This window comes from Atlantibacter sp. RC6 (genome assembly GCF_014193285.1).
GTDB lineage: Bacteria > Pseudomonadota > Gammaproteobacteria > Enterobacterales > Enterobacteriaceae > Atlantibacter.
Genome location: NZ_JACHZE010000006.1, coordinates 66,045 through 89,582, shown reverse-complemented (window position 1 = coordinate 89,582; position 23,538 = coordinate 66,045). Strand labels below are relative to the sequence as shown.

At 58.4% G+C, this 23,538-nt stretch carries 22 protein-coding genes; 17 read left to right on the top strand and 5 right to left on the bottom strand.

Translation table 11 applies throughout. The features are described from left to right. The first annotated feature begins 1 nt into the window (after position 1). The 17 genes from FHW74_RS14465 (at position 2) to FHW74_RS14385 (ending at position 16,041) form a co-directional block, all read left to right on the top strand. Positions 2-1,432: a 6-phospho-beta-glucosidase gene (locus FHW74_RS14465; protein WP_183171099.1), complete on the top strand. Its 1,431-nt coding sequence runs from the start codon at positions 2-4 to the stop codon at positions 1,430-1,432. 264 nt (positions 1,433-1,696) lie between these two features. Further along, positions 1,697-2,668, top strand: coding sequence for a phosphotriesterase (locus FHW74_RS14460; RefSeq protein WP_183171098.1), 972 nt, complete (start codon positions 1,697-1,699; stop codon positions 2,666-2,668). An 8-nt stretch (positions 2,669-2,676) separates the two neighbouring features. Continuing rightward, on the top strand, positions 2,677-3,405 hold the full coding sequence (locus tag FHW74_RS14455; protein WP_183171097.1) for a creatininase family protein: 729 nt from the start codon (positions 2,677-2,679) through the stop codon (positions 3,403-3,405). Then, positions 3,405-3,839, top strand: coding sequence for a PTS sugar transporter subunit IIA (locus FHW74_RS14450; RefSeq protein ID WP_183171096.1), 435 nt, complete (start codon positions 3,405-3,407; stop codon positions 3,837-3,839). Before FHW74_RS14455 ends, FHW74_RS14450 begins: the two co-directional genes overlap by 1 nt. Positions 3,840-3,867: 28 nt before the next feature. Next, positions 3,868-4,146 carry a PTS sugar transporter subunit IIB gene (locus FHW74_RS14445; RefSeq protein ID WP_125293282.1) on the top strand — a complete coding sequence of 93 codons (279 nt, stop codon included), beginning with the start codon at positions 3,868-3,870 and terminating at the stop codon, positions 4,144-4,146. Between the two features lie 4 nt (positions 4,147-4,150). Next, on the top strand, positions 4,151-5,461 hold the full coding sequence (locus FHW74_RS14440; protein WP_183171095.1) for a PTS ascorbate transporter subunit IIC: 1,311 nt from the start codon (positions 4,151-4,153) through the stop codon (positions 5,459-5,461). Between the two features lie 11 nt (positions 5,462-5,472). Next, a complete protein-coding gene (locus FHW74_RS14435) occupies positions 5,473-6,213 on the top strand; it encodes a sugar isomerase domain-containing protein (protein ID WP_183171094.1) in 741 nt (246 codons plus the stop codon). A gap of 13 nt (positions 6,214-6,226) precedes the next feature. Continuing rightward, positions 6,227-6,979 carry a GntR family transcriptional regulator gene (locus FHW74_RS14430; RefSeq protein WP_183171093.1) on the top strand — a complete coding sequence of 251 codons (753 nt, stop codon included), beginning with the start codon at positions 6,227-6,229 and terminating at the stop codon, positions 6,977-6,979. 260 nt (positions 6,980-7,239) lie between these two features. Then, the gene (locus FHW74_RS14425; RefSeq protein ID WP_183171092.1) at positions 7,240-9,621 is read left to right on the top strand and encodes a DMSO/selenate family reductase complex A subunit; all 2,382 of its coding nucleotides are present in this window, start codon (positions 7,240-7,242) and stop codon (positions 9,619-9,621) included. Continuing rightward, positions 9,618-10,238, top strand: coding sequence for a DMSO/selenate family reductase complex B subunit (locus FHW74_RS14420; RefSeq protein WP_183171091.1), 621 nt, complete (start codon positions 9,618-9,620; stop codon positions 10,236-10,238). Before FHW74_RS14425 ends, FHW74_RS14420 begins: the two co-directional genes overlap by 4 nt. Positions 10,239-10,240: 2 nt before the next feature. Continuing rightward, positions 10,241-11,065, top strand: a complete 825-nt coding sequence (locus FHW74_RS14415) for a DmsC/YnfH family molybdoenzyme membrane anchor subunit (RefSeq protein ID WP_183171090.1) — start codon at positions 10,241-10,243, stop codon at positions 11,063-11,065. 1 nt (position 11,066) lies between these two features. Beyond that, positions 11,067-11,930 carry a 4Fe-4S binding protein gene (locus tag FHW74_RS14410; RefSeq protein ID WP_183171089.1) on the top strand — a complete coding sequence of 288 codons (864 nt, stop codon included), beginning with the start codon at positions 11,067-11,069 and terminating at the stop codon, positions 11,928-11,930. Positions 11,931-11,939: 9 nt separating this feature from the next. Next, positions 11,940-12,542 carry a Tat proofreading chaperone DmsD gene (dmsD, locus tag FHW74_RS14405; protein ID WP_183171088.1) on the top strand — a complete coding sequence of 201 codons (603 nt, stop codon included), beginning with the start codon at positions 11,940-11,942 and terminating at the stop codon, positions 12,540-12,542. A gap of 356 nt (positions 12,543-12,898) precedes the next feature. Beyond that, on the top strand, positions 12,899-14,302 hold the full coding sequence (locus FHW74_RS14400) for a cytochrome ubiquinol oxidase subunit I (RefSeq protein WP_183171087.1): 1,404 nt from the start codon (positions 12,899-12,901) through the stop codon (positions 14,300-14,302). Continuing rightward, positions 14,302-15,312, top strand: coding sequence for a cytochrome d ubiquinol oxidase subunit II (gene cydB, locus FHW74_RS14395; RefSeq protein ID WP_183171086.1), 1,011 nt, complete (start codon positions 14,302-14,304; stop codon positions 15,310-15,312). The genes FHW74_RS14400 and cydB overlap by 1 nt, the downstream gene beginning before the upstream one ends. Beyond that, positions 15,312-15,446, top strand: a complete 135-nt coding sequence (locus FHW74_RS14390) for a DUF2474 domain-containing protein (RefSeq protein ID WP_125293293.1) — start codon at positions 15,312-15,314, stop codon at positions 15,444-15,446. The genes cydB and FHW74_RS14390 overlap by 1 nt, the downstream gene beginning before the upstream one ends. 145 nt (positions 15,447-15,591) lie before the next feature. Beyond that, entirely contained in the window at positions 15,592-16,041 is a 450-nt protein-coding gene (locus FHW74_RS14385; protein ID WP_370528037.1) for a cupin domain-containing protein, read from the top strand. A 1-nt stretch (position 16,042) separates the two neighbouring features. On the opposite strand, the gene FHW74_RS14380 is transcribed toward FHW74_RS14385, so the two are convergent. The 5 genes from FHW74_RS14380 to ttrB form a co-directional block, all read right to left on the bottom strand. Then, positions 16,043-16,936 (bottom strand): LysR family transcriptional regulator, encoded by an 894-nt coding sequence (locus FHW74_RS14380; RefSeq protein WP_183171295.1) that lies wholly within the window; start codon positions 16,934-16,936, stop codon positions 16,043-16,045. 60 nt (positions 16,937-16,996) lie between these two features. Further along, complete coding sequence (locus FHW74_RS14375) at positions 16,997-17,986, bottom strand: aldo/keto reductase (RefSeq protein ID WP_183171084.1); 990 nt, start codon at positions 17,984-17,986, stop codon at positions 16,997-16,999. Between the two features lie 663 nt (positions 17,987-18,649). Then, positions 18,650-21,712 carry a tetrathionate reductase subunit TtrA gene (gene ttrA / locus FHW74_RS14370; RefSeq protein ID WP_183171083.1) on the bottom strand — a complete coding sequence of 1,021 codons (3,063 nt, stop codon included), beginning with the start codon at positions 21,710-21,712 and terminating at the stop codon, positions 18,650-18,652. Beyond that, entirely contained in the window at positions 21,705-22,709 is a 1,005-nt protein-coding gene (ttrC, locus tag FHW74_RS14365; protein ID WP_183171082.1) for a tetrathionate reductase subunit TtrC, read from the bottom strand. Before ttrC ends, ttrA begins: the two co-directional genes overlap by 8 nt. Further along, positions 22,710-23,447 carry a tetrathionate reductase subunit TtrB gene (gene ttrB, locus FHW74_RS14360; protein ID WP_183171081.1) on the bottom strand — a complete coding sequence of 246 codons (738 nt, stop codon included), beginning with the start codon at positions 23,445-23,447 and terminating at the stop codon, positions 22,710-22,712. Between the last annotated feature and the right edge of the window lie 91 nt (positions 23,448-23,538).

The following is a 23,538-nucleotide window of genomic DNA, read 5'->3' as shown; positions in this document are numbered from 1 at the left end:
CATGTCAGTTTCACAGTTTCCGGACGGTTTTTTATGGGGCGGCGCACTGGCCGCCAACCAGGCGGAAGGCGCTTACCTTGAAGGCGGTAAAGGGCTGACGACCGTGGATATGATCCCCCACGGCAGTCAGCGGATGGCGGTTAAACTCGGCCTCGAACCGCGCTATACCCTGCGCGACGATGAGTTTTACCCCAGCCACCAGGCGATCGATTTCTATCATCGCTATAAAGAAGATATCGCCCTGATGGCGGAAATGGGCTTTACGGTGTTTCGCACCTCCATCGCCTGGAGCCGCATTTACCCGCAGGGCGACGAACTGACGCCCAACGCCGAAGGCATCGCTTTTTACCGCGATATGTTCGCCGAGTGCAAAAAGTACGGCATCGAGCCGCTGGTGACGCTGTGCCACTTTGACGTGCCGATGCACCTGGTGCGCGAGTACGGCTCGTGGCGTAACCGCAAAATGGTCGAGTTCTTTACCCGCTACGCGCGCACCTGTTTTGAAGCGTTCGACGGGCTGGTCAAATACTGGCTGACCTTTAATGAAATCAATATTCTGCTGCACAGCCCGTTCTCCGGCGCGGGGCTGGTGTTCGATGAAAACGACAACAAAGAGCAGGTAAAGTATCAGGCGGCGCATCATGAACTGGTAGCCAGCGCGCTGGCCACGCAAATCGCCCATGAGGTGAACCCGGCGAACCAGGTCGGCTGTATGCTGGCTGGCGGCAATTTTTATCCGTGGTCCTGCAAGCCGGAAGACGTGTGGGCGGCGCTGGAGAAAGACCGCGAAAACCTGTTCTTTATTGACGTGCAGGCGCGTGGCGCGTACCCGTCGTATGCGGCGCGGATGTTCAGAGAGAAGGGCATCAGTATCGTCAGCGAACCGGGCGATAACGACATCCTGAAAAACACCGTGGATTTTGTGTCATTCAGCTATTACGCCTCGCGCTGCGCCTCTGCCGATATGAACGATGGCAACAGCAGCGCCGCCAATGTGGTGAAATCCCTCAAGAACCCGCATATTCAGGCCAGCGAATGGGGCTGGGGCATCGACCCGCTGGGGCTGCGTATCACCATGAATATGATGTACGACCGTTACCAGAAGCCGCTGTTCCTGGTGGAAAACGGTCTGGGCGCCAAAGACGAATTTAACGAGCAGGGCGAGATCGAGGACGATTATCGCATCAGCTATCTGCGTGAGCACATCAAAGCCATGGGGGAAGCCATTCAGGACGGCATTCCGGTCATCGGCTACACCACCTGGGGCTGCATCGATCTGGTGTCGGCGTCCACCGGGGAGATGAGCAAACGCTACGGTTTTGTCTATGTCGATCGTGACGACCGCGGTGCAGGCACCCTGGCGCGCACCCGCAAAAAATCGTTTTACTGGTATACGAAAGTCATATCCAGCAACGGCGCAGATTTAGAATAACGCCGCCAACCGGGGACGCGGCTGCCGCGTTCCCGGTTAACTTTCCCTTCCCATACCGCCCAGTTTATCTGGCTTGTTTTACGCCCGCGCTCACACCCGCACGCCATGCACTTATTCTGATTTATCAATATTTCCTATGAAACTGTGCGTTACCTCGCAGCACTGGGCTTTTTGCTGGTTGTTTTGCGACCATGATCACTTGACCAGTCAGGTAGACAAGTTCTAAGTTGAATACACCAACTCACTGATAACAAGGCGTATCGTATGGGGTTTATTCGCACACTCACGGGTGACATCGCACCGCAGCAGCTCGGGGTGACTTACAGTCACGACCATCTCTACTGCATCCCGCCGTACTGGCAGGAGCGTAACGAAGAGGATCTGCTGCTCGACGATAAAGCCGCTTCCGAGCGTGAACTGGCCGACTTCCGCGCCGCAGGCGGGCAGTCGATTTATGACGCCACCGCGCCGGACTATGGCCGTCATGTTGAGGTGGTGGCGGAGATTGCCAGCCGCCAGCAGGTGCAGATCATCGCCACCGCCGGGTTTAACAAGGGCTTTCTGTGGAGCTCGAAACGCCCGGGCACCGATCAGACCTTCGCCGACTGGATTGCCAACACCCCCCTCGATGCGCTGGTTGAACACGTCAGCCGGGAAGTGACCGACGGCATCGACGGCACCGCTTACCGCGCGGGAATGGTGAAATGCGGCACTGGCTATAACGCCATTTCGCCGCTGGAGCGCAAAACCATGGAGGTGGTGGTGCGCGCCCAACAAGCCACCGGCGCGCCGATGCACAGCCATACGGAAATGGGCACCATGGCCCTGGAGCAGGCCGCGATTTTTAAACAACTGGGCCTTGATTTGTCCCGCATCTGCTTTGCACATATGGATCGCAATCCCGATCCCTGGCTACACCGTCAACTTGCCAACACCGGGGCATTTATCTCGTTTGACGGTATCAGCCGGATCAAATATTTCCCCGAGCATGTCCGCACCGAAGCCATTCTGGCGCTGTGTAAAAAGGGGTATCAAAAACAGATCCTGATCGGTGGCGATTTCGCCCGCAAAAGCATGAGCGCCCATTATGGGAAAGGCGGGCTGGGATTGAAGTTTATCCTGGCGGACTGGCGCCCACGGTTTCTGGAAGAGGCGCGGGAAGCGGGTTTCGACGGCGAAGCGTTGTTGCATGATTTCTTCGTCGACAACCCGGCGCGCTACTTCAGCTTCGGTTAAGGCAGCCTATGAAACTGCATCAACTTAACGAGCAGCAGGCGAAAGCGGCCCTCACCAGGGCCAGAATCGCGCTGTTGCCGCTGGGGGCGGTGGAGCCGCACGGCGATCATCTGCCGCTGGATACTGACAACCTGTTAGCCGAACGCTTCTGCGAACGGCTGGACAGCGCGCTGGGGGAGGATGCCATCACCCTGCCGGTGATCTGTTACAGCCAGGTGTGGTCGCTGTGCGGCCATGCCGGCGCGATTGATATCGGCAACGCGCTGTTGGGGGATCTGCTGGTCAGCCTGGCGCGCAATATGGCGGGTTACGGCATTACCACCACGGCGGTGATCAACGCCCATTACGGCAATTTCGATGCCATCAAAGCGGCAACCCGCCAGCTTCGCGAGGAGGGCATCACGCTGCTGAGCTACAGCTGGGCGGGGATGGAGGGCTGCGTGGCGAAGCTGCGCGAATCGGCGGTGGCGTATCCGGGCTATATGCATGCCGATGAAATTGAAACGTCGTTAATGCTGGCGCTCGCGCCGGAGGCGGTGGATATGTCCCAGGCCCGGGAACATTACCCCACTTTCCCGGAAGATTTCCGCTACCGTCCCGAACCCTGGACCGCGTTTTCCGATTACTCGGTGCTCGGCGATCCGCGCTGCGCCAGCGCTGAAAAAGGCGAAGCATTCGTTCAACAGGCGCTGGAAACCACCTTAGCGTCCATCACGCGCATCATCAGGGAGGCGTAATGATTAGCCCAAACGCAATCTGTCTGGATTACCCGGCGACGTCTGCCGACGAGGCGATCCGCAAATCCGGGGACGCGCTGTGCGCCGCCGGGGCCTGTAGCGAGCAATACACCCAGGCGATGATCGACAGCTATCACCAGTTCGGCCCCTATTTTGTGATCGCGCCGGGGCTGGCGATGCCCCACGCACGGCCAGAGAACGGGGCGGTTGCGCCGCAAATCAGCCTGGTGCGGCTGCGCGAGCCGGTGGAATTTGGTCATGCGGAAAACGACCCGGTGCAACTGGTGCTCGGCTTGTCCGCGACCAACAGCGATCAGCATATTCAGTTGATTCAAAAAATCGTCACCCTGCTGGGTGATGAGGAAAACTTGCACACCTTAATGAATTCCCATGATGCGCAGCAGATTTACCGTCTGATGATCGATGCGGAATAAACCACTACGTCCGTCTGGAGAAATAACAATGAAAATACTCACTGTCTGCGGTTTGGGAATGGGGTCGAGCTTAATTTTACGCATGAACGTGGAAACGGTGCTGAAAAAGCACGGCGTGGAGGCGAACGTCGAACATATGGACGTGTCTGCCGCCGCGTCGGCCAACGCCGATCTGGTGATCACTAACGCCGAGCTGGTGGGCAATTTACAGCATCTTTCCTGCCCGGTGGTGGTGGTGAACAACTACATCGACACCAACGAAATCACCCAGGCGCTGGTCAACGCAGGCATTCTTACTCAGGGGTAAGACCATGAACGAATTTATCGGCGTACTGCGTTGGATCACCGTCAATATCTTCGGCGAAGCGTCCATCCTTATTGGCTTGATTGTGCTGCTTGGGCTGGTGCTGCAAAACAAACCGCTGGCGGATATTGTCTCCGGCACCCTGAAGGGGATTTTAGGCTTTTTGATTATCGGCGCCGGGGCAGGGATTATTGTCTCCGCGCTGCTGATTTTCCAGCCGATCTGGACTGAAGTGTTCGGCTTAAGCTCCATGAACCTGACCAATATTATCGGCCAGGTGAAGTTTAGCGAGCGCTACGGCAGCAGCGTCACTATCGCCATCGCCGGCGGGTTTGCCTTTAACCTGCTGCTGGCGCGCCTGACGCGCTTTAAATACATCTACCTGACCGGGCACATGATGTTCTGGACCACCATGATTTTTGCGGGCGTGATGGTGAACAGCAACCCGGCGATCTCCGGCTGGCAACTGACGCTGATGCTCACCGTGATCATGGGCCTTTACTGGACGTTGCAACCGGCGCTGGTGCAGCCGTGGGTGCGCAAAATCACCGGCAACGACAATATTGCCCTCGGCCATACTTCGGCGTCGGTGGCGCTGTTGGGGGCGGTTTTCGGCAAGCTGTTTTCCCGCAACAGCATCAGTTCTGAAGACATCCAGGTCCCGAAAAAGCTCGGTTTCCTGCGCGATTCCAATGTGGTGACCGCGCTGACCATGACGCTGCTGTTCTTTATCGGCACCTTTATTCTGCAAATTAAAGGCACCCCAAAAGCGGCGGAGATCCTGGCGCAGTCCGGCGATTTAAGTTTCTACATCTATGCCCTGAAACAGTCGTTGATGTTTACCGGCGGGATTGCGGTGGTGCTGCTTGGCGTACGGATGTTTATCGGCGAAATGGTGCCGGCGTTTAACGGCATCGGCTCGCGGCTGGTTCCCGGCGCGCGTCCTGCGCTGGACTGCCCGATCCTGTTTAACTTTGCGCCGAACGCGGTGGTGCTGGGTTTTGTGGGGGCGTTTGTCGGCTCGCTGCTGTGGCTGACGCTGATTGGTCACTACACCGGCTACGTGTTTATCCCCAGCATGATCGTGATTTTCTTCCATGCGGGCACCGCCGGGGTGTTTGGCAACGTCACGGGCGGCTATAAGGGCGCGCTGCTGGCGGGCTTTATCACCTCCACCGTGGTGGCCTGGGGGCAATACTTCTGCGTCAGCTACTTCATTAATAACACCATCCCGGACACCGCGCTGTGGGCCGGCGACAGCGATATGTTTGTGCTATCGCCGCTGATTAGCGCCTTAACCCGTCTGCTGACATTCTGAGGGAGATAACGATGAGCCACGCAGTTAACGCCTATTTCGCGCAGATCCAACAAAAGCTGGCGCAACTGGCGGCGCAGCAGGAGACACTCGACCGCGCCGCCCGGGTGATGCTCGATACGGTGCTGAAGGGCCGCAACCTGTTTGTGTTTGGTGCCAGCCATGCCGGGATTCTGGCGGAGGAGATGAGTTATCGCGCAGGCGGCCTTGCCATCGTCAACCCGCTGTTTTCCCCGGCGCTGATGCTCAACGTTCGCCCGCTGACGCTCACCAGCGCAGTAGAAAATGTCGAAGGGCTGGGGAAAGTGATGGTGGAAAGCTCCCCGCTGGAGGCGGGGGACACGCTGATTATCCATTCGGTGTCGGGCCGCAACGCCATCACCCTCGATGTGGCGCTGGCGGCCACAGCCTGCGGCGCGACGGTGATCGCCATTACCAGCCTGGCGACGGCGAAGCGCGTCACCTCGCGGCACTCCAGCGGCAAATTGCTGGCCGAGGCGGCGGATATTACGCTGGATAACCAGTGCGACTACGGCGATGCGGCGGTCAGCCTGCCGGGCCTGGCGCAGAAAGCCGCGCCGCTGTCGACCATTATGGGGGCGACGATCGCCAACAGCCTGGTGTTGCGCTTGTGCGAGCTGATGCAGGAGAACGGCGTGGAGCCGCCGATCCTTGCCAGCGCAAACATAGACGGCAATCAGCAGATAAATCGGGATATAATGGACGCTTACCGGAGCCGAATCTTCTACCTCTGAGTGGAGCAACCGTATGTTCGAGTCTGATGGACTCCCGCTTTACCTCAAAATCAAAAACATCATTTTGCAGCGTATCCTGTCGTGTACCTACACCGACAGGCTACCCGGCGAGTTGATCCTGGCCGATGAGTTTAATGTGGCGCGCGGCACCATTAAGCAGGCGATCGATTCACTGGTCAGCGGCGGCATGGTGTATCGCGAGCAGGGGAAGGGCACGTTCATCAACCGCGACGCGCTGCTCAAGCACTACACCGATTTACCGGATGTGCTGGTGTCTTTCACTACGCCTCAGCCGGTGCGCGCTGAGGTGGTTTCCCTGCTGGCAACCATGGCGGATCATGATGTCGCCCGGCAGATGGGGCTGGAGGTCGGCAGCCAGTTGATGCGCCTGGAGCGGCGCATGCACCAAGGCGAACGGATCATCGGCCATTCCCTGAGCTGGCTGAATGGCCGCTTTTATAACGATCTCAGCCATATTGATGATGAAGGCACGCTCTATTCCCAGTTGCGGGAAGCCTTCGGCTATTCGCCAACCCACGCCAGAGAAAATTTTACGCCAGTGGTCTGCGACCCGCGCCTGGCCCGGCTGCTGGGCTGCGAACCGGGAGAGGCGCTGTTCAAAATCGAGCGCATCGCCCGCAATCCTGATGATGTGGTGCTGGAGTACAGTATCACTCATGTGAAAAGCGCCACGCTGTCGCTGGAAATTGCGGCCAGCCAGAATTCGGCGGAGGCACACTGGAATTGTAAGATTATTCCCCGCTAATTTTTTCCGCATCGTTTTTCGCAAGGTAATATTACTCAGTACGCCAGGTTGCATAGCGCGATTAAAAGAAATTGTTTAGTAGATATATTGTTAACATTTGCCCTAAAACTCCGTGTTAACTAATAAGCGTTTTCATTTCATTCTGAAAAATATCTCTCAATTTGCGTTAGTTCTTTATTAGCTGCTTTAAATCAAAATGGTAGCGGCATTATTTTCCAAAAATACACACTTTCTTCATGCCTATAAAAGAGAGTGATGCCATGCCAATCAAGGAAGACGAAAGCGAAATAACGGCGCTCAGCCGTCGACGCTTTATTCAGGCCAGCGCCGCGCTGGCTGCTGTACCGCTGGTGGTACCGCAATTTGTTTCCGCCGCATCCGAATCCTCCGCTCCGGCCGCGGTCACGCCGCAAAATAGCGAACGGGTTGTACCCACCTGTAGCACCTTCGACTGCGGCGGCAAATGCGATATTCGCGCACATGTCGATCAGGGCATCGTTACCCGTATTACCACGCGACCCGATGCTGAGCTGGATGAAGCGATGCCGATTATGCGTGCCTGTGTGCGTGGACGCGGTTACCGTAAATTCGTTTATCACCCGGACCGCCTGAAATATCCGATGAAACGCGTCGGTAAACGCGGCGAAGGGAAGTTTGAAAAAATCAGCTGGGATGAAGCTACCACGCTCATCGCCGATAATCTGAAGCGGATTACGGCCAAATACGGCCCGGCCTCGCGCTATGTGCACGTCGGCACCGCCGTCAGCGGCGGCACCTTCTCCGGGGATAAAATGGTGCGCCGCCTGTTGAACCTGACCGGCGGTTACCTTGAAACCTATCACTCCGTGAGTATGGGCAACACTGCCGCCGCCACGCCGTACACCTACGGTACGCCCGCCTCCGGGAGTTCTCTGGATACGCTGCTGGAGACGCCGTTGGTGATTTTGTGGGGCCACAACACCAACGAAACTATCTTTGGTCACGCCAATCACTACTTCCAGCAGATGAAGCGCAACGGCACACGGTTTATCGTTATCGATCCGCGTTATTCCGATACCGTCGCTTCGCTGGCGGATCAGTGGATCCCGCTGCTGCCGACTACTGATAACGCGCTGATGGACGCGATGATGTACGTCATCATCACCGAGAATCTGCACGATAAAGACTTTATCGCCCGCTATACCCTCGGCTTTGATGAAGCCAGCATGCCGGAAGGCGTACCGGCCAATGAATCGCTGGTAGCGTATCTGACTGGCGCGAAAGACGGCGTGGCGAAAACCCCGGAATGGGCGGAGCCGATCACGAAAGTGCCTGCCAATACCATCCGCCAACTGGCGCGGGAATATGCCACCGCTAAACCAGCGGCGTTGATCCAGGGCTGGGGACCGCAGCGCCATATCTGCGGCGAGCGCACCGCGCGCGGCTCGACGCTGCTGGCCACTATCACCGGCAACGTCGGTAAGAAAGGCAGTTGGGCGGCAGGTTACGGCGGTATCGGCAACCGCAAATTTATGAGCGAGCCGGAAAGCATCGAAAACCCGATCGCGGCGAAAATTTCGGTGATGAACTGGATGCAGGCGGCGGAAGACGCCAGCAAAATCACGCCGGAGCAGGGGCTGAAAGGGGCTGAAAAACTCGACAGTAATATCCGCATTCTGTTTTCGCTGGCAGGCAACTACCTGGCGAACCAGAACCCGGACATCAATAAAGCGGCAAAGCTGCTGGAAGACGAATCGAAAATTGAGTTTATCGTCGCCAGCGATCTGTACCTGACGCCCAGCGCCAAATATGCCGATCTGTTGCTGCCGGAAACCAGCTTTATGGAGCGCTGGAACATTGGCGAAACCTGGGGCACCGGCAACTACGTGATCCTGTCAGAAAAACTGGTCGAGCCGGAATTCGAGCGCCGTTCAGACTACGAATGGTTGCGTGAAGTCGCTGCGAAGCTGGGCGTTGAGCCTGCCTTCAGCGAAGGGCGCGATGAAAAACAGTGGATCGAGCATATCGTCGAAACCACCCGCGCCGCGATGCCCGCAGAAAACATGCCGAGCTTTGCGCAGTTGCAGGTGCAGCGCCGCCATCTGTTTAAAAGCGAGCCGTACGTGGCGTTCGCCGACAACATTCGCGACCCGGAGAACAACCCGTTTAAAACCCCGTCCGGCAAAATTGAGATCTTCTCGAAGCGGCTGTACGACATGAACCACCCGGAAATCCCGGCGTTGTCTCACTACGTGCCTGCGCACGAAGGCCCGCAGGATGCGCTGACCGAGAAATATCCGCTGCAACTGATCACCTGGAAAGGGAAAAACCGCGCCAACTCCACGCAGTACGCCAACCCGTGGTTGCAGGAAGCCCAGACCCAGAAACTGTGGATTAACCCGCAGGATGCCGCACGGCGCGGCATCGCGCAGGGCGACCAGGTGCGCATCCATAACGATCGCGGTATCAGCATGGTGCCAGCGGAAGTGACGCCGCGCATTATCCCTGGCGTCGTGGCCATGCAGGCGGGCGCCTGGTGGCAACCAGACGCGTCAGGCGTGGATCACGGCGGCTGCGCCAACGTGCTGAGTTCCACCCGCATCACCCCCCTGGCAAAAGGGAATTCGCATCAAACTATGCTGGTTGAGGTTGAGAAAGCATGAGCCAATATATGGAGTTTCCCCCGGTAAGCGATAAGCAACTGGGTTTCTTTATCGATTCGTCGCGCTGCTCCGGGTGCAAAGCCTGCCAGGTCGCCTGTAAGGACAAAAACAATCTGGAGCCGGGCCGTCGTTTCCGCCGGGTGTATGAAGTCAACGGCGGCGGATTCGCCCCGACCGGCAACGGCGGGCTGGAAAACAATGTCTTCGCCTACACGTTATCGATTTCCTGCAACCACTGCGCGGATCCGATCTGCACCAAAAACTGCCCGACTACCGCCATGCACAAGCGTCCGGGCGACGGCATCGTGCGCGTCGACACCAACAAATGCATCGGTTGCGGCTACTGCGCCTGGTCGTGCCCTTACGGCGCGCCGCAGTTTGATAAAGAAGCGGGGCAGATGTCGAAGTGCGATTTCTGCGTCGATTTGCAGGCGAAAGGCGAAGATCCGATTTGCGTGGCGACCTGTCCGCTGGGCGCGATTAAATTCGGCCCGATTGACGAACTGCGTAAGCAGTACGGCACGCTGTGCGACGTCCAGGGACTGCCGGATTCGGCGATCACCCACCCGAACCTGGTGGTGAAGCCGCATCAGGGCGCTGAAAAGGGAAGTAACTAATTATGCATGAATGGCCATTATTGATTTTTACTCTGCTGGTGCAGGCGTCGGTGGGTTTGACGCTGTTCAGCGCCGTTAACGCCTTTAACCGCCAGGCAAACAGCCAGGCGCTGCGCGTGGCGTTGATTACCAGCTGTGTGCTGGGCGGCGTGGGTTTAATCGCGTCGGTCGCGCATCTGGGTTATCCGCTTAACGCGTTTAATTCCCTGCGCCATATCGCCAGCTCCTGGCTGAGCCGCGAAATCATCCTTGCCGCGCTGTATCTGGGCGTGCTTGGCGTAACGACGTTGCTGGCGCTGTTCGCCAAACGTATCGTGCCGCTGCTGGTGCTGTTGGCCGGGCTGATCGGGCTGGTGGATGTCTATTGCATGAGCAATATCTACATCAGCGCGTCGGTCGTCACCTGGATGCATTTCAACACCTTGTTTATGTTCTACGGCTCGGTGCTGATCCTCGGCGCAGTGCTGGCGATGCTGATGTTGGTGCCGCGCGGGCGTAACGGTGAAATGCGCGATCTCGCGAAACTGGCGGTGGCTGCCGTGGTGGTTGCCGTGGCGGCACGGCTGGTGGAACAACCCGCGTATATGAGCTTTCTGGCGCAGTCGCGTGTGAGTGACGTTGTCACATTCCCGCTGCAGGCGCTGGCGGCATTTGATGGGTTAGCCAGCGTGCGTATGGCAGCCTGGTGCCTGATGGTAGCAGGGGCCGCGCTGTTCGCGCTTTCGCTGCGCCAGCGGCGCATTGCCCGTGGTGTCGCGCTCTCTGGTAGCGTGCTGCTGGTGGTGGCGGAAATCATGGCTCGCTATACCTTTTTTAGCCTGAACTGATATGTCGCTGCTGTCGTTAAACCTCAACCCTGCGCCGCCCGGCGCAGGGTTGTTATGCGTTCGCCACAAGGTTAAGAAAAACCCTTGTCAGGCCTGTATTGACGCTTGTCCTCTGGCAGCCATCTCACTGACCGATGGCAACATCGTTATTGATGACGATAAGTGCAATCGATGCGGGCACTGCCTGTTTGCCTGCCCAACCGACGCGCTGGAGAATATCTCCCCCATTAAACGTCACTGGCATCAGGATCGCCTGACCGCGCCGCTGAGCGCCCAGCCAGCCTGTGTGGATGAACTGCTGATGTGGCATTTTCATTACGGCATCCGGGCCATTGAACTGGATACGCCTGGTGAAGGGTGGTTGCGGGCGATTGCGGAACTCAATCTCAGGCTCAAAGCGCTGGAACAGCCGGTATGGCGGCTGGCGCAGCCTGCGGCGCATCCGGTGAATACTGTGCGCCGCCAGTGGTTGAGAATGGCTAACGAAACGGACAGCGGGTCGGTGCCGTATGGCCGCCGCGCATTGCGTGACGCTGTCACTTTCATTAATCATTATTCAATCAATTTTCATGCCGAACGGTGCTATTTGTGTGGGGCTTGCGCGCGTATCTGTCCGGAGCAGGCGATTCGCCTTGAGGCCGACCATATCACCCTCGACAATGCCCGCTGCACCGGTTGCGGCCAGTGTACGGCGGTCTGTTTCCCCAACGCCATTGACAGCGAAAAGGCGATTAATCACGTTGCCGAACGGCGTTTAGCGGTCGTTCAGCAGCGCTGCGCCACCTGCGGCCAGCTGTTCAGCGCCTGGACGGCTGAACAATCCACCTGCCCATTTTGCCGACAACACACCATCGGCATGCGATAAGGAATCATCATGAAAGCGGATTTAGCCCACTGGGCCCAGTTGCTCAACCTGCTGGCGAGCGCGTACCGTACCGCGCCGCAGTCAGATGCGTTTACGCCGCTGGGCGAATTTTTCCAGACGCCGGACTGGCCGGCACTCTGGCCCGCGCAGCACGCAGACATCGCGGCCCTGCAACCTGAACTGGCGCAGCGGGACAGGGCGTTGCTCCAGCAGCAATGGCAGTGGTTGTTCGTCGGCCCGGCGAGTTTGCCTGCGCCGCCGTGGGGATCGGTATGGCTCGATCCGGAACAGGTATTACAGGGCGACTCCACGCTGCGGCTGATGGATTTTCTTAACCAGCACCGTATCACGCTGCATACCGGCCATCCGGAACCGGCGGATCATATCGGGCTGATGCTGTTTCAGGCGTCATGGCTGGCGATGGCAAACCAGCCCCGGGCGCTGCTGGAGCTGCTGGGCGAGCATTTCCTGACGTGGCTGCCGCTGTACCAGCAGGCGCTGAACCATGCCCATCCGCAGGGCTTTTATCGCGCGCTCGGAGAACTGACCTTACTGACCCTCCGGCAATTACATCAGGCACTTAATGATGATCAGCCTGAGCGGATTTTATAACCATCGATTTTATTTTCGGTTATTTTCCCGGCAATACGCTGCCGCTGCGAATTAAAGTTATTTTAATGCCACGATTCAGGATGGATATTAACGCAGCGGCAGACGCGAATATTTCTCCATTCTAGCTATCCTGATCCCTGAATAGATTACCGCAGGCGCTGTGCCATGCTCCGCTGGCTGGCAGGGCGCGCCGGGAAAGGCGTCATCAATCAGAAAATAATGTCAGTGCCGCTTGCCGCTATTTTCCCTCCCTGCTCAGGGTCATCCATTGCCTTCATTTTCTGCGTCTATACTCAAGGCGTTAAATAACTTACTGCCGGTCCGTTTAATACCGGTTTGTCGATGATGAGGCAGCCATGTTTGGTTTAGACGCGTTTATTCTTGCCAGGATACAGTTTGCCTTCACCGTATCCTTTCACATTATTTTTCCGGCGATCACCATCGGGCTTGCCAGCTATCTGGTGGTGCTGGAAGGGATGTGGCTGAAGACCCACCATCCGCTGTGGCGTTCGCTGTATAAATTCTGGTTGAAAATTTTTGCCGTTAACTTCGGTATGGGGGTGGTGTCCGGTCTGGTGATGGCCTATCAGTTTGGCACCAACTGGAGCGGATTTTCCCAGTTCGCCGGGAGCATTACCGGCCCGCTGCTGACTTATGAAGTGCTGACCGCGTTCTTCCTCGAGGCCGGTTTCCTTGGCGTGATGCTGTTCGGCTGGAACAAGGTCGGCCCCGGACTGCACTTTTTCTCGACCTGCATGGTGGCGCTGGGCACGCTGATGTCCACCTTCTGGATCCTCGCGTCCAACAGCTGGATGCACACGCCGCAGGGCCACGAGATTATCAACGGCCAGGTGGTGCCCGCTGACTGGTTCGCGGTGATTTTTAACCCGTCATTCCCGTACCGGCTGTTCCATATGTCGGTGGCGGCGTTTTTAAGTAGCGCCATGTTCGTCGGCGCGTCCGCCGCCTGGCACCTGCTGAAAGGCAACGACACCCCGGCGGTGCGCAAAATGTTCTCCATGGCGCTGTGGATGGCGCTGCTGGTGGCCCCCATTCAGGCGGTGATCGGCGATATGCACGGCCTGAACACCCTCAAGCACCAGCCCGCGAAAATCGCCGCCATTGAAGGGCACTGGGAAAACCCGCCCGGCGAGCCGACGCCGCTGCTGCTGGTGGGCTGGCCGGATATGGAGCAGGAGCGCACCCGCTACGGGCTGGAAATTCCGGCGCTTGGCAGCCTGATCCTGACCCACAGCCTCGACCAACAGGTGCCGGCGCTGAAAGATTTCCCTAAAGACGAGCGGCCCAATTCCACCATCGTGTTCTGGTCGTTCCGCCTGATGGTGGGAATGGGCGTGCTGATGATTGGACTGGGGCTGGCAAGCCTGTGGCTGCGTTATCGCGGTCGGCTGTACCAGTCGCGACCGTTTCTCCATTTTGCGCTGTGGATGGGGCCCTCCGGACTGATTGCGATTCTGGCCGGATGGGTGACCACCGAGGTGGGGCGTCAGCCCTGGGTGGTGTATGGGCTGATGCGCACCCGGGATGCGGTCTCGGCCCATAGCGACCTGCAAATGTCGATCAGCCTGCTGGTGTTTATCGTGGTGTATACCCTGGTGTTTGGCGTCGGGTATCTGTACCTGATCCGGCTGATAAAAGTGGGCCCGCAGCCCGAAGACGATTTGTCGTCGAAAACCGATGGCCGACCCGCGCGGCCCATTTCCGCCGTGGGCGAGCGTCTGGAAGAGGAGAAAAGATAATGAACTTCGACCTGTCGGTAGTGTGGTTCGTCATTATTGTTTTCTCGACCCTGATGTACATTGTGATGGATGGCTTCGACCTGGGGATTGGGGTGCTGTTTCCGTTTATCCGCGACCCGCACGACCGTGACGTGATGGTCAACAGCGTCGCGCCAGTGTGGGACGGTAACGAAACCTGGCTGGTACTGGGCGGCGCAGGGTTGTTCGGCGCATTCCCGCTGGCTTACGCGGTGATTGCCGACGCCCTGACCATTCCCATTACCCTGATGCTGATCGGTTTGATTTTCCGCGGCGTGGCGTTTGAGTTTCGCTTCAAAGCCACCGAATCGCACCGTCCCTGGTGGGATGTGGCCTTTCTGGCGGGCTCGATCCTGGCGACTTTTTGCCAGGGGATCATCGTCGGCGCGGTGATTAACGGCTTCCCGGTGGAAGGGCGCACCTTCGCAGGCGGCGCGCTGGACTGGTTAACCCCGTTCAATCTGTTCTGCGGTCTGGGGCTGGTGGTGACTTACGCGCTGCTGGCCGCCACGTGGCTCATCATGAAAAGCGAAGATCCGCTGTTTACCCGGATGCGCCAGCTGACGCCGCCGCTGTTAATCCTGCTGTTAATCGTGATGGCGATTGTCAGCGCCTGGACGCCGCTTACCCATGACGATATCGCCCAGCGCTGGTTCTCGCTGCCTAATTTGTGGTTCTTCCTGCCGGTGCCCGTGCTGGTGCTGATTTGCAGCCTGGCGCTGTGGAAAACCGTCTCGCGCCCTGGCCACCACGCCACGGCATTTATCCTGACGCTGGCGCTGGTGTTCCTTGGCTTTAGCGGGCTGGGGATCAGCATCTGGCCGAACATAATCCCACCTAATATCTCTCTGTGGGAGGCCGCCGCGCCGCCAGCCAGCCAGGGCTTTATGCTGGTGGGCGCGCTGCTGATTATCCCGGTGATCCTCGCGTATACCTTCTGGAGCTATTACGTGTTTCGCGGCAAAGTGCGCCACGGGGAGGGCTATCACTGATGGAAAAACGGCAAAGCAAACTGAGCCAGATTGTCTGGCTGGTGGTGATATGGGCCGCCAGTATCCTGGCGCTCGGCGCGGTCAGCATGGTGCTGCGTTTGTTGATGACCTCGGCCGGACTGAAATCCAGCTAACGCCGATTAATGAGCTGCGCTCATAACACCATCCCGGTTTTATGCATGGATGTGAATGCAGGGGGCGATTAGGCTTTTAGTCATCGCCCGGACGGGCATCCACAACAGCGAGCCATCCATGAAATTATTGAGCGCAATGACGGTGATGCTCTCAGTGCTGACCTCCGGGGCAGCGCTGGGCGCAGAGGAAGACAAAGTGAAAATTACCCCGAGTGGTTCACAGGCGTCGGCGAAAGGGCCGGACAGCTGGTTTACCGGCCAGGTGCGGATTGATTCACCGTTTCAGGCCACTGAGCCCGCCCGCGTTAGCGGCGCGACCGTGACTTTCGAACCCGGCGCGCGTACCGCCTGGCATACCCATCCGCTGGGCCAGACGCTGATCGTCACCCAGGGGAAAGGGCTGGTGCAGGAGTGGGGCAAACCGCTGCGGGAAATCAACGTCGGGGATATTGTCTGGATCCCGGAAAACGTCAAACACTGGCACGGCTCAGCGCCGAATACCGCCATGACGCATATCGCCATCGCCGAATCGGTTAACGGTAGCCCGGTGGAGTGGCTGGAAAAAGTGACCGACGCGCAGTATCAGGGGCAGTAATTTACCCCCGAAAGCGCAGCGCCTCGACAAACAACGAAAACGCCGTGGTGTGCTGCCGACGGCTGGGATAGTAGAGATAGTATCCCGGAAACGGCTCGCACCACGTCTCAAGCACCCGCACCAGCCGACCGTCCGCCAGCTCATCACGCACCGTATCATCCGGCAGATAAACCAGCCCGGTTCCCGCCAGCGCCGCATCAATCCGGTGGCGAATCGGATTAATGGTCAACTGGCCCTCCACGCGTACCCGCAGTTCTTTGCCGTCGCGGGAAAACTCCCAGGCATACAAACCGCCCAGCGTCGGCAGGCGCATATTGATGCAGCGATGCTGCTGGAGATCGGCCGGTACCTGCGGGGCGGGATAGCGGGCAAAATAATCGGCTGAGCCGACTACCGCCATGCGCATAGGCGGGCTGACCGGCACGGCAATCATATCCTTCGCCACCTGTTCGCCGAGGCGAATGCCGGCGTCAAAACGCTCTGTAACGATATCCGACAGGGCGTTATCCACCGTCACTTCGACATGGATATCCGGCCAGGCGGTGAGAAACGGCGACAGCACCGGCCATAGCACCCAGTCCACGGCATGTTCGCCGGCGGTGATGCGGATATTGCCGGCAGGCACCTCGCGCATCTCCTTCATGGTGTTGAGCTCGCTTTCGATATCGCGGAAGTGCGGCCCCAGCCGTTCCGCCAGCCGTTCGCCAGCCTCGGTGGGCGACACGCTGCGGGTAGTGCGGGTCAACAGACGGATACCCATGCGCTCTTCCAGCCCGCGCATCGAGTGGCTCAGGGCCGACTGCGACAGACCGAGCTTTGCGGCGGCGCGGGTAAAACTGCGCTCCTGCGCCACCACCAGAAAGGCAATCAGATCGTTAAAGTTCTCTTTTAGCAAGGGATTGTCCTGGAGCGAGGTGATGGAGCCAGTATAAACCATCCCTGGCTCCGCTTACGATTAACGCCCGACCCGCGCCTGTAAAGCGGCGGGGTAGCGTTCGCCAACAATGCGCACCGTTTCCAGCGCCTGGGCGATGGCGCTAAGTTCCTGTTCATTTAGCGTGACCTGCGCCGCGCCAAGATTTTCCTCTAGGCGATGCAGTTTGGTGGTGCCCGGAATAGGCACAATCCACGGCTTCTGTGCCAGCAGCCACGCCAGTGCGATTTGTGACGGTGTCACGCCTTTGTCGTCTGCTAGCGCTTTAATGCGTATCACCAGTTGCTGGTTGGCTTCCCGCGCTTCCTGGGCAAAGCGGGGCACTTTGCTACGGAAATCGTCGTCGCCAAACGGCGTATCGGCGCTTATCGCCCCGGTTAAAAACCCTTTCCCTAACGGGCTGAACGGCACAAAGCCAATGCCTAATTGTTCCAGCGTCGGGATGATTTCCTGTTCCGGCTCGCGCCACCACAGGGAGTATTCGCTTTGCAACGCGCTGACCGGTTGCACCGCATGGGCGCGACGGATGGTATTAACGCCCGCTTCGGATAACCCGAAGTGCTTCACTTTGCCTTCGTTGATCAAGTCTTTGACGGTGCCCGCCACGTCCTCAATGGGCACCTCCGGGTCAACGCGATGTTGGTAAAGCAAATCAATAACCTCGGTTTTCAGGCGGCGCAGCGAGCCTTCCACCGCTTTACGGATATGCTCCGGGCGGCTGTTAAGGTTCTGCTGTTTATTGTCATCCCCGAAGCTGAAACCGAATTTGGTGGCGATCACCACCTTATCACGCAGTGGTTTAAGCGCTTCGCCGACGACTTCCTCATTCAAATACGGGCCATACACTTCAGCGGTATCGAAAAAGGTCACGCCGCGCTCAACGGCGGCGCGGATCAGCTCTACCGCCTGGCGGGTATCGGTCGCCGGACCGTAGCCGTAGCTCAGGCCCATACAACCCAGGCCCAGCGCCGAGACTTCAAGACCACTATTGCCGAGTAGACGTTTTTGCATTGGTTGTGTTCCTTAATGACAGATTGTTCGGCCGCGCACTAACGCGCGGCAGGCAGGAACAGACAGCTTAATTGAGCGTGGGTGACATGATTAGCCAGGTAAATCCGCAAGAGTTAATGAATATTATTCATGAATCACGCCGCGGCATTGCGCGGCGGTGCGAGTTATTTTTTATAATGTAGGCCTACTGAACCGTAAAGCGCATTTTGGATTTCTGCCGAATTGTAGCGAATAAAAAAATAACTATGGCGTTCGCGAATACTGACGCAGCCAGGACACTAAACATAAAAAAATCATTCCAGTATTGTTCGCTTATAAAACCAACGCGTTGACTTATCAATTCGTACAAATCCATTTCAGGCAAAAAGCAGTAAAAAGCGGCAAAAATGACAAAAAACGAAGTGAACTGAAAAAGCCACATAATGACTTGTTTTCCTGGGGTCATCACTAATACACCTGAATAGTTCCGAAAGCGACAAGCGAATCAGAAATAATTAATTTAGGAGTGTTTAACAAAGCCTGACGTAATATTCTTTAGTAACTCCATTTATATTAAATAACGCTCGTTAGTATGGTGTTTTTTTATTAAATGTATAGCGCGATTAATAAGATGTAGCTCTTTTAGCTTAAAGCGCCGCTTTATTTATAAAGCGGCGTTATAGGTCAGATGCGCTCAATCTTCGCCGGCAATCCCTGGCGCACCGCCGAGCCGGATACCCAGTCCAGCCAGGTGTTCGGCACCGTGCGGGTCGGATCGGCAAAGCCCAAATCGTTTTGATTGATACCGGAACCATTCTGCGGCGCGACCGCCAGCGGCTCGCCGTCCAGCGTGTGCTGGCTGGCGCCCATTTCCCGGTGACCATAGCCGTGTTCGACGGCAATCACGCCGGGCATCACGCCTTCCAGCAGGCTAATTTGCGCGGTGGTACTGCCGCCCGGCGTGGTAATGCGCACTTCATCGCCGTGCTTCACGCCAAAGCGTTTGCCATCCTGCGGATTAAGCGCCACCAGATTAACCGGCTTCACGTGGTGCAGGCGCGGGATCACAATGGTGGAACTGCTCATCACGTTGGACTTAAACGAGATCATCTTCAGCGGCCAGGCGTCCGGCTGATACACCTCGTCCAGCGCTTTACCGTCTGACAACCGCGCCGGATACCAGGCCGGACAGCCGCTGTAACGCTCGCCGGTAATGGCGTGGCGATGCTTTGCCACCTCGGCGTTCCAGATTTGCAACGGTTTATCCCAGCGATTGCCGATGCTGCCGTTTTCCCGCCCCGACTGATGCGGCGCAAACCGCCCGCCGCGGGTAAAGATAAACGCCACCCGCCGGGCTTCATCGGGTTTAAGCGTCTGGTTGATGGCGGGCATCAGCCGGTCGACACCGGTCAGTTGGATGTCCTCATCACTGGCGGCAGGCGCGGGCGCTTTTCCGGCATACGCGATATTGGCCGCCACACGCAGGTAATAATCCTCCGCGCGATGAAGCGCCAGCGCATTGCCATCGCTGTCCTGCATGGCGTTATCGCCGAAGCCGGGCAGGCCGATGCGCTGCGCCACGGCGATGCAAAACGCCTCCATAGAAACCGGATCGCCTTGGGCGGTGCGGGCGGTAGCGGGTTTCACCACCGGCCAGCGCGCGGTGGTGGCTTTACTGGCGACCCCCGCCCAGGGCGCGCTGAACCCCCAGCTTTCAAAGTTATGGGTATCCGGCACCAGATAATCCGCCAGCGCGGTGGTTTCATTGATAAACGCGTCGATGGCGATAAACAGCGGCAGCCGCGCCGGATCTTTGAGCTGCTCCTCCGCCACCGCCCGGAACCCGGCAATGCCGTATAACGGGTTAGTCATGTTAGAGATCCACGCCTTCAGTGGGTAAGGGTAGCCGTTAAGCGCGCAGGGCAGCAGCTCGGTAAGTTGCCCGGCGACAAACGGATACCACGGCGCTTTGGCGGGCCACGGCGACTGCCCGGCGGCGACTTTCTGGCGATATTCATCGGAGCTTTCATAGGCGGCTTTGCTACGGCCAATATTCAGCCCTTTGGGTTTGACCATGCCGGGGAAGCTCGCCAGGTTATAGCGCGGCCCGTCGGTCACGCCGTTAAACTTGCCGCCGCCGACGAACACGCCGCCTTCCAGGCTGAGATTGCCGATCAGCGCGTTTAGCATCATCACCGCCCAGGCGTTATAGAAGCCGTTGCCGGACATCATCCCGCCGTGGGTAATCACCGCCGCTTTGCGCCCGTGGCGGGTAAAGGCGTCCGCCAGTTGGATGATACGCGCCACCGGCACGCCGCACTGGCGGCTGTACTGTTCCAGCGACAGTTTCTCCGCGCTCTCTTTCAACAATTGATACGCGCTTTTCACCGTCACCTCGCTGCCGTCCTGCAAGGTCAGGGTACGGGAAACCCACAGCGTGGCGGCGGAGCAGCTTTCTGCGGGCACCAGTTCCCCCATGCGATCAACCACCAGCACGTTGTCGCCGCCGCCGTTCAGCAGCGCGGCGGTAAGGTGTTGCCCGGCCAGCGGATGATCGTCGCTGGCGATCACCAGATGGGTGGCGTTAGTCCAGCTTTTTTCACCCGCCTGCTGCATTGCCGCCGCGCCCGGCAGGGAAAGATAGCTTTCGTTAGCGCGTTGATTGTCGATAATCCAGCGGATCATACCCATCGCCAGCGCCGAATCGCTGCCCGGCACCACCGGCAGCCACTGGCCGCGCGGGTCGGCCATCACCGTGGTGAGCGGTAGCGCAGGGGCCACCACCACGTAACTGAAATTATCCCGCAACCGCGCCGTGGCAAGCTGGCTGGCCTGGCGCTTAAACGGGTTACCGGATTGCGCCGGGGAGGTGCCCATAAACAGCGCAAACTCCACGTGTTCCCAGTCGGGTTTCACGTGCGGGTTTTTATCCAGATCGTTCATCAGCGCGCCGGACCCGGCGCGATAGGACAGCCCGCAGTACGCCCCGTGCGCGCCAAAGTTTTTACTGCCGAAACTGTTCTGGGCGAAGCGGCGCATAAAGGTATCGCGCCCGTCATCGCTGGTATTGGTGACCAGCAACTGGTTGGCTTTGGGGCCGAAACCCGGATGCGCCGGATCGATGGGGGTGTGCAGGTCGCGAATGGCGCGTAACCCGTCGACATGGCCTTCGCCAAACAGATCGCCGCCTTCCACCACTTCGCTAATCAACTGTTCAAAGCTGATGCGCTGCCATTTGCCTTCACCACGTTTCCCGACGCGTTTCATCGGTTCCAGGATGCGCAGCGGGCTGTACAGCGCTTCCAGGGTGGTCGCGCCACGGGAACAGACGGTGGAGCGGGCGTCGAGGCCGCTTTCCCCGCCCATTTGCGTCAGCGCCTGGGCTACCGGGATTTTGGCATCAACGTGCTGCTCCTGGGAGAGCGGATGATATGGGTTGCCGGCAATACGGATGATTTTGTCGGTTTGCCGGTCGACGCGCACCCGGATACCGCACTGGGTCCAGCAGCCGAAGCACTGGGTCATCGACACCGCCTGCTGCGCATTAGCCTGCCAGCCCGACGCGGCATGGCCTTCCGGGATCAGCGCATTGCCGTAAATGCGGTGCAACGTCACTTTGCCGGCGCTGCCGTTGACCAGCCCGTCAAAGGTTCTTTTGATCACATCCCGGTAGCTCAGCCCAAACGCGCCAACCCCTCCGAGTACCAGCCCCACTTTAAGCCACTGACGACGGGTTAATTCAGGCATGATGATTTCTCCGTATTAAGCCATTCACACTTTCACGCGCGATGATAATCAGCGCCATCCACAGCCCGAAGGTGCCGACAATCGCCAGCAATCCGTCGGTGCCCATCGGCAGCGCGTAGGGGTTAAACAGCGCGTTGTATTTCGGGAGGGTTTGCCCCTCGATGAGTAAGGTCCAGCGCATCAGCCAGCTCAGCGCCATTGAGGCCAGCGCAAGCAGGATGCCGCCCGGCAGGGGTAACCGACGCTTAAGGGCAAACAGCGCCGCGAGTAAGGTTAACAGCCACAATGCCGCCCAGCCCGTTGCCAGGGTTTGCGCCCGGGGCCAGGCCAGCCAGTGGCGCAGCGCCGCGCCGGACAGCGTATCGCCGGAAATCCACATCAGCACCGTGATGCCCAACAACACCAGGGTAACCAGCAGACCGCGCGCCAGCCTCTGTTGCCGCCGTGGCGTGCGGGTTGCGGCAATCAACAGCGCCAGCAGGGTCTGGAAAGCGCTCAGGAACATCGCCAGCGGGAACCACCAACTGAACCAGATTGGGCGGGCGCGCACCACCGAGACTTCGCGCCCGGTGTACAGCAGCAAGCCAATCGCCGTCAGGGCGCTGGCATACGCAATCCAGCGGGTCCAGGCGAATGTTTTGCCGTAAATGTTCTGTAGCGTCGCGGCGATAAACCACAGGGCGATGAAGCCGCTAAACAGCGGTAAAAACAGCGCGCCCCAGGGCATCCACGACCACGGCGTCGGCCAGGCGTAGAAGTGCCACACCCGGGCGGTTTGATGGAGATCGGCCGTCAGCGCCAGCGGCGCGGCGATGGCGCAGGTCAGGCCAATTAACAGCGTCAGCCGCTCCAGTTCCGGGTGGCGGCCGCGCAATCCACAGGCCAGCAGCGCCGAGCAGGCGGCAATACCGATAAAGAAGAAATACTGGACCGCCCAGGGCAGCCAGGTCACATCCTGCGGGTGGGCGAGCACTTCATTAATCATAAGCGGCGACATTTACACCTCCTGCCACAGCGCAGGCTGGCTGCGGCCCATTAACGGGTTAACAAGCGCCTCGTCGAGGCCCAGATAAAACACCTGCGGCGAGGTGTTATTGTCCGGTTTCAGCACCCGGATAGCGTCCTTGTGCTCATCAAGCAGCTGGCGCAAGCGGCTTTGCGGATTGTGCAAATCGCCGATAATGCGCGCGCCGCCCACGCAGGACTCCACACAGGCGGGCAGCAAACCTGCTTCCAGACGGTGAACGCAGAAGGTGCATTTATCGGCGGTCTGGGTTTCATGGTTGATAAAGCGCGCGTCATAAGGGCAGGCCTGGACGCAGTAGGCGCAGCCGACGCAGCGCTGGTTATCAATCACGACTATCCCGTCCTCGCGCTGGAAGGTGGCCTGCACCGGGCACACCGGCACGCAGGGCGGGTTATCACAGTGGTTGCACAGGCGCGGCAGCAAGACGTTAGTGACAACGTCACTATTTTCCCGCCGAACCTGGTACTGGTTCACCGTGGTGCGGAATTCGCCCTGCGGCGTCTGGTTCTCAATTGCGCAGCTGACTGTGCAGGACTGGCAGCCGATGCAACGTCGTAAATCGATCAACATGGCATAGCGGTGAGTGGCGGACCCTTCGCGGCGCGTCGGCCCAAAAGACAATTTGGCCTGTGCCAGCGGGAGGGTGGCCGCGCTCGCCGCCGCCGTCACCCCCAGTTGCCTGAGAAAAATGCGTTTACTGATATCCATACTTATCTCCGTGGACGCCGTTACAATCCATGCGTCACAGTGTTGTTAACAGCGTGATGAATAAAGAATCTGTATGATTTACAGTGTAAAA

Excerpts from the sequence above, each read along its gene's own strand:
- FHW74_RS14465 (WP_183171099.1), top strand. The coding sequence starts at position 2 with ATGTCAGTTTCACAGTTTCCGGACGGTTTTTTATGGGGCGGCGCACTG.
- FHW74_RS14460 (WP_183171098.1), top strand. The coding sequence starts at position 1,697 with ATGGGGTTTATTCGCACACTCACGGGTGACATCGCACCGCAGCAGCTC.
- FHW74_RS14455 (WP_183171097.1), top strand. The coding sequence starts at position 2,677 with ATGAAACTGCATCAACTTAACGAGCAGCAGGCGAAAGCGGCCCTCACC.
- FHW74_RS14450 (WP_183171096.1), top strand. The coding sequence starts at position 3,405 with ATGATTAGCCCAAACGCAATCTGTCTGGATTACCCGGCGACGTCTGCC.
- FHW74_RS14445 (WP_125293282.1), top strand. The coding sequence starts at position 3,868 with ATGAAAATACTCACTGTCTGCGGTTTGGGAATGGGGTCGAGCTTAATT.
- FHW74_RS14440 (WP_183171095.1), top strand. The coding sequence starts at position 4,151 with ATGAACGAATTTATCGGCGTACTGCGTTGGATCACCGTCAATATCTTC.
- FHW74_RS14435 (WP_183171094.1), top strand. The coding sequence starts at position 5,473 with ATGAGCCACGCAGTTAACGCCTATTTCGCGCAGATCCAACAAAAGCTG.
- FHW74_RS14430 (WP_183171093.1), top strand. The coding sequence starts at position 6,227 with ATGTTCGAGTCTGATGGACTCCCGCTTTACCTCAAAATCAAAAACATC.
- FHW74_RS14425 (WP_183171092.1), top strand. The coding sequence starts at position 7,240 with ATGCCAATCAAGGAAGACGAAAGCGAAATAACGGCGCTCAGCCGTCGA.
- FHW74_RS14420 (WP_183171091.1), top strand. The coding sequence starts at position 9,618 with ATGAGCCAATATATGGAGTTTCCCCCGGTAAGCGATAAGCAACTGGGT.
- FHW74_RS14415 (WP_183171090.1), top strand. The coding sequence starts at position 10,241 with ATGCATGAATGGCCATTATTGATTTTTACTCTGCTGGTGCAGGCGTCG.
- FHW74_RS14410 (WP_183171089.1), top strand. The coding sequence starts at position 11,067 with ATGTCGCTGCTGTCGTTAAACCTCAACCCTGCGCCGCCCGGCGCAGGG.
- dmsD (WP_183171088.1), top strand. The coding sequence starts at position 11,940 with ATGAAAGCGGATTTAGCCCACTGGGCCCAGTTGCTCAACCTGCTGGCG.
- FHW74_RS14400 (WP_183171087.1), top strand. The coding sequence starts at position 12,899 with ATGTTTGGTTTAGACGCGTTTATTCTTGCCAGGATACAGTTTGCCTTC.
- cydB (WP_183171086.1), top strand. The coding sequence starts at position 14,302 with ATGAACTTCGACCTGTCGGTAGTGTGGTTCGTCATTATTGTTTTCTCG.
- FHW74_RS14390 (WP_125293293.1), top strand. The coding sequence starts at position 15,312 with ATGGAAAAACGGCAAAGCAAACTGAGCCAGATTGTCTGGCTGGTGGTG.
- FHW74_RS14385 (WP_370528037.1), top strand. The coding sequence starts at position 15,592 with ATGCTCTCAGTGCTGACCTCCGGGGCAGCGCTGGGCGCAGAGGAAGAC.
- FHW74_RS14375 (WP_183171084.1), bottom strand. The coding sequence starts at position 17,986 with ATGCAAAAACGTCTACTCGGCAATAGTGGTCTTGAAGTCTCGGCGCTG.
- ttrA (WP_183171083.1), bottom strand. The coding sequence starts at position 21,712 with ATGCCTGAATTAACCCGTCGTCAGTGGCTTAAAGTGGGGCTGGTACTC.
- ttrC (WP_183171082.1), bottom strand. The coding sequence starts at position 22,709 with ATGTCGCCGCTTATGATTAATGAAGTGCTCGCCCACCCGCAGGATGTG.
- ttrB (WP_183171081.1), bottom strand. The coding sequence starts at position 23,447 with ATGGATATCAGTAAACGCATTTTTCTCAGGCAACTGGGGGTGACGGCG.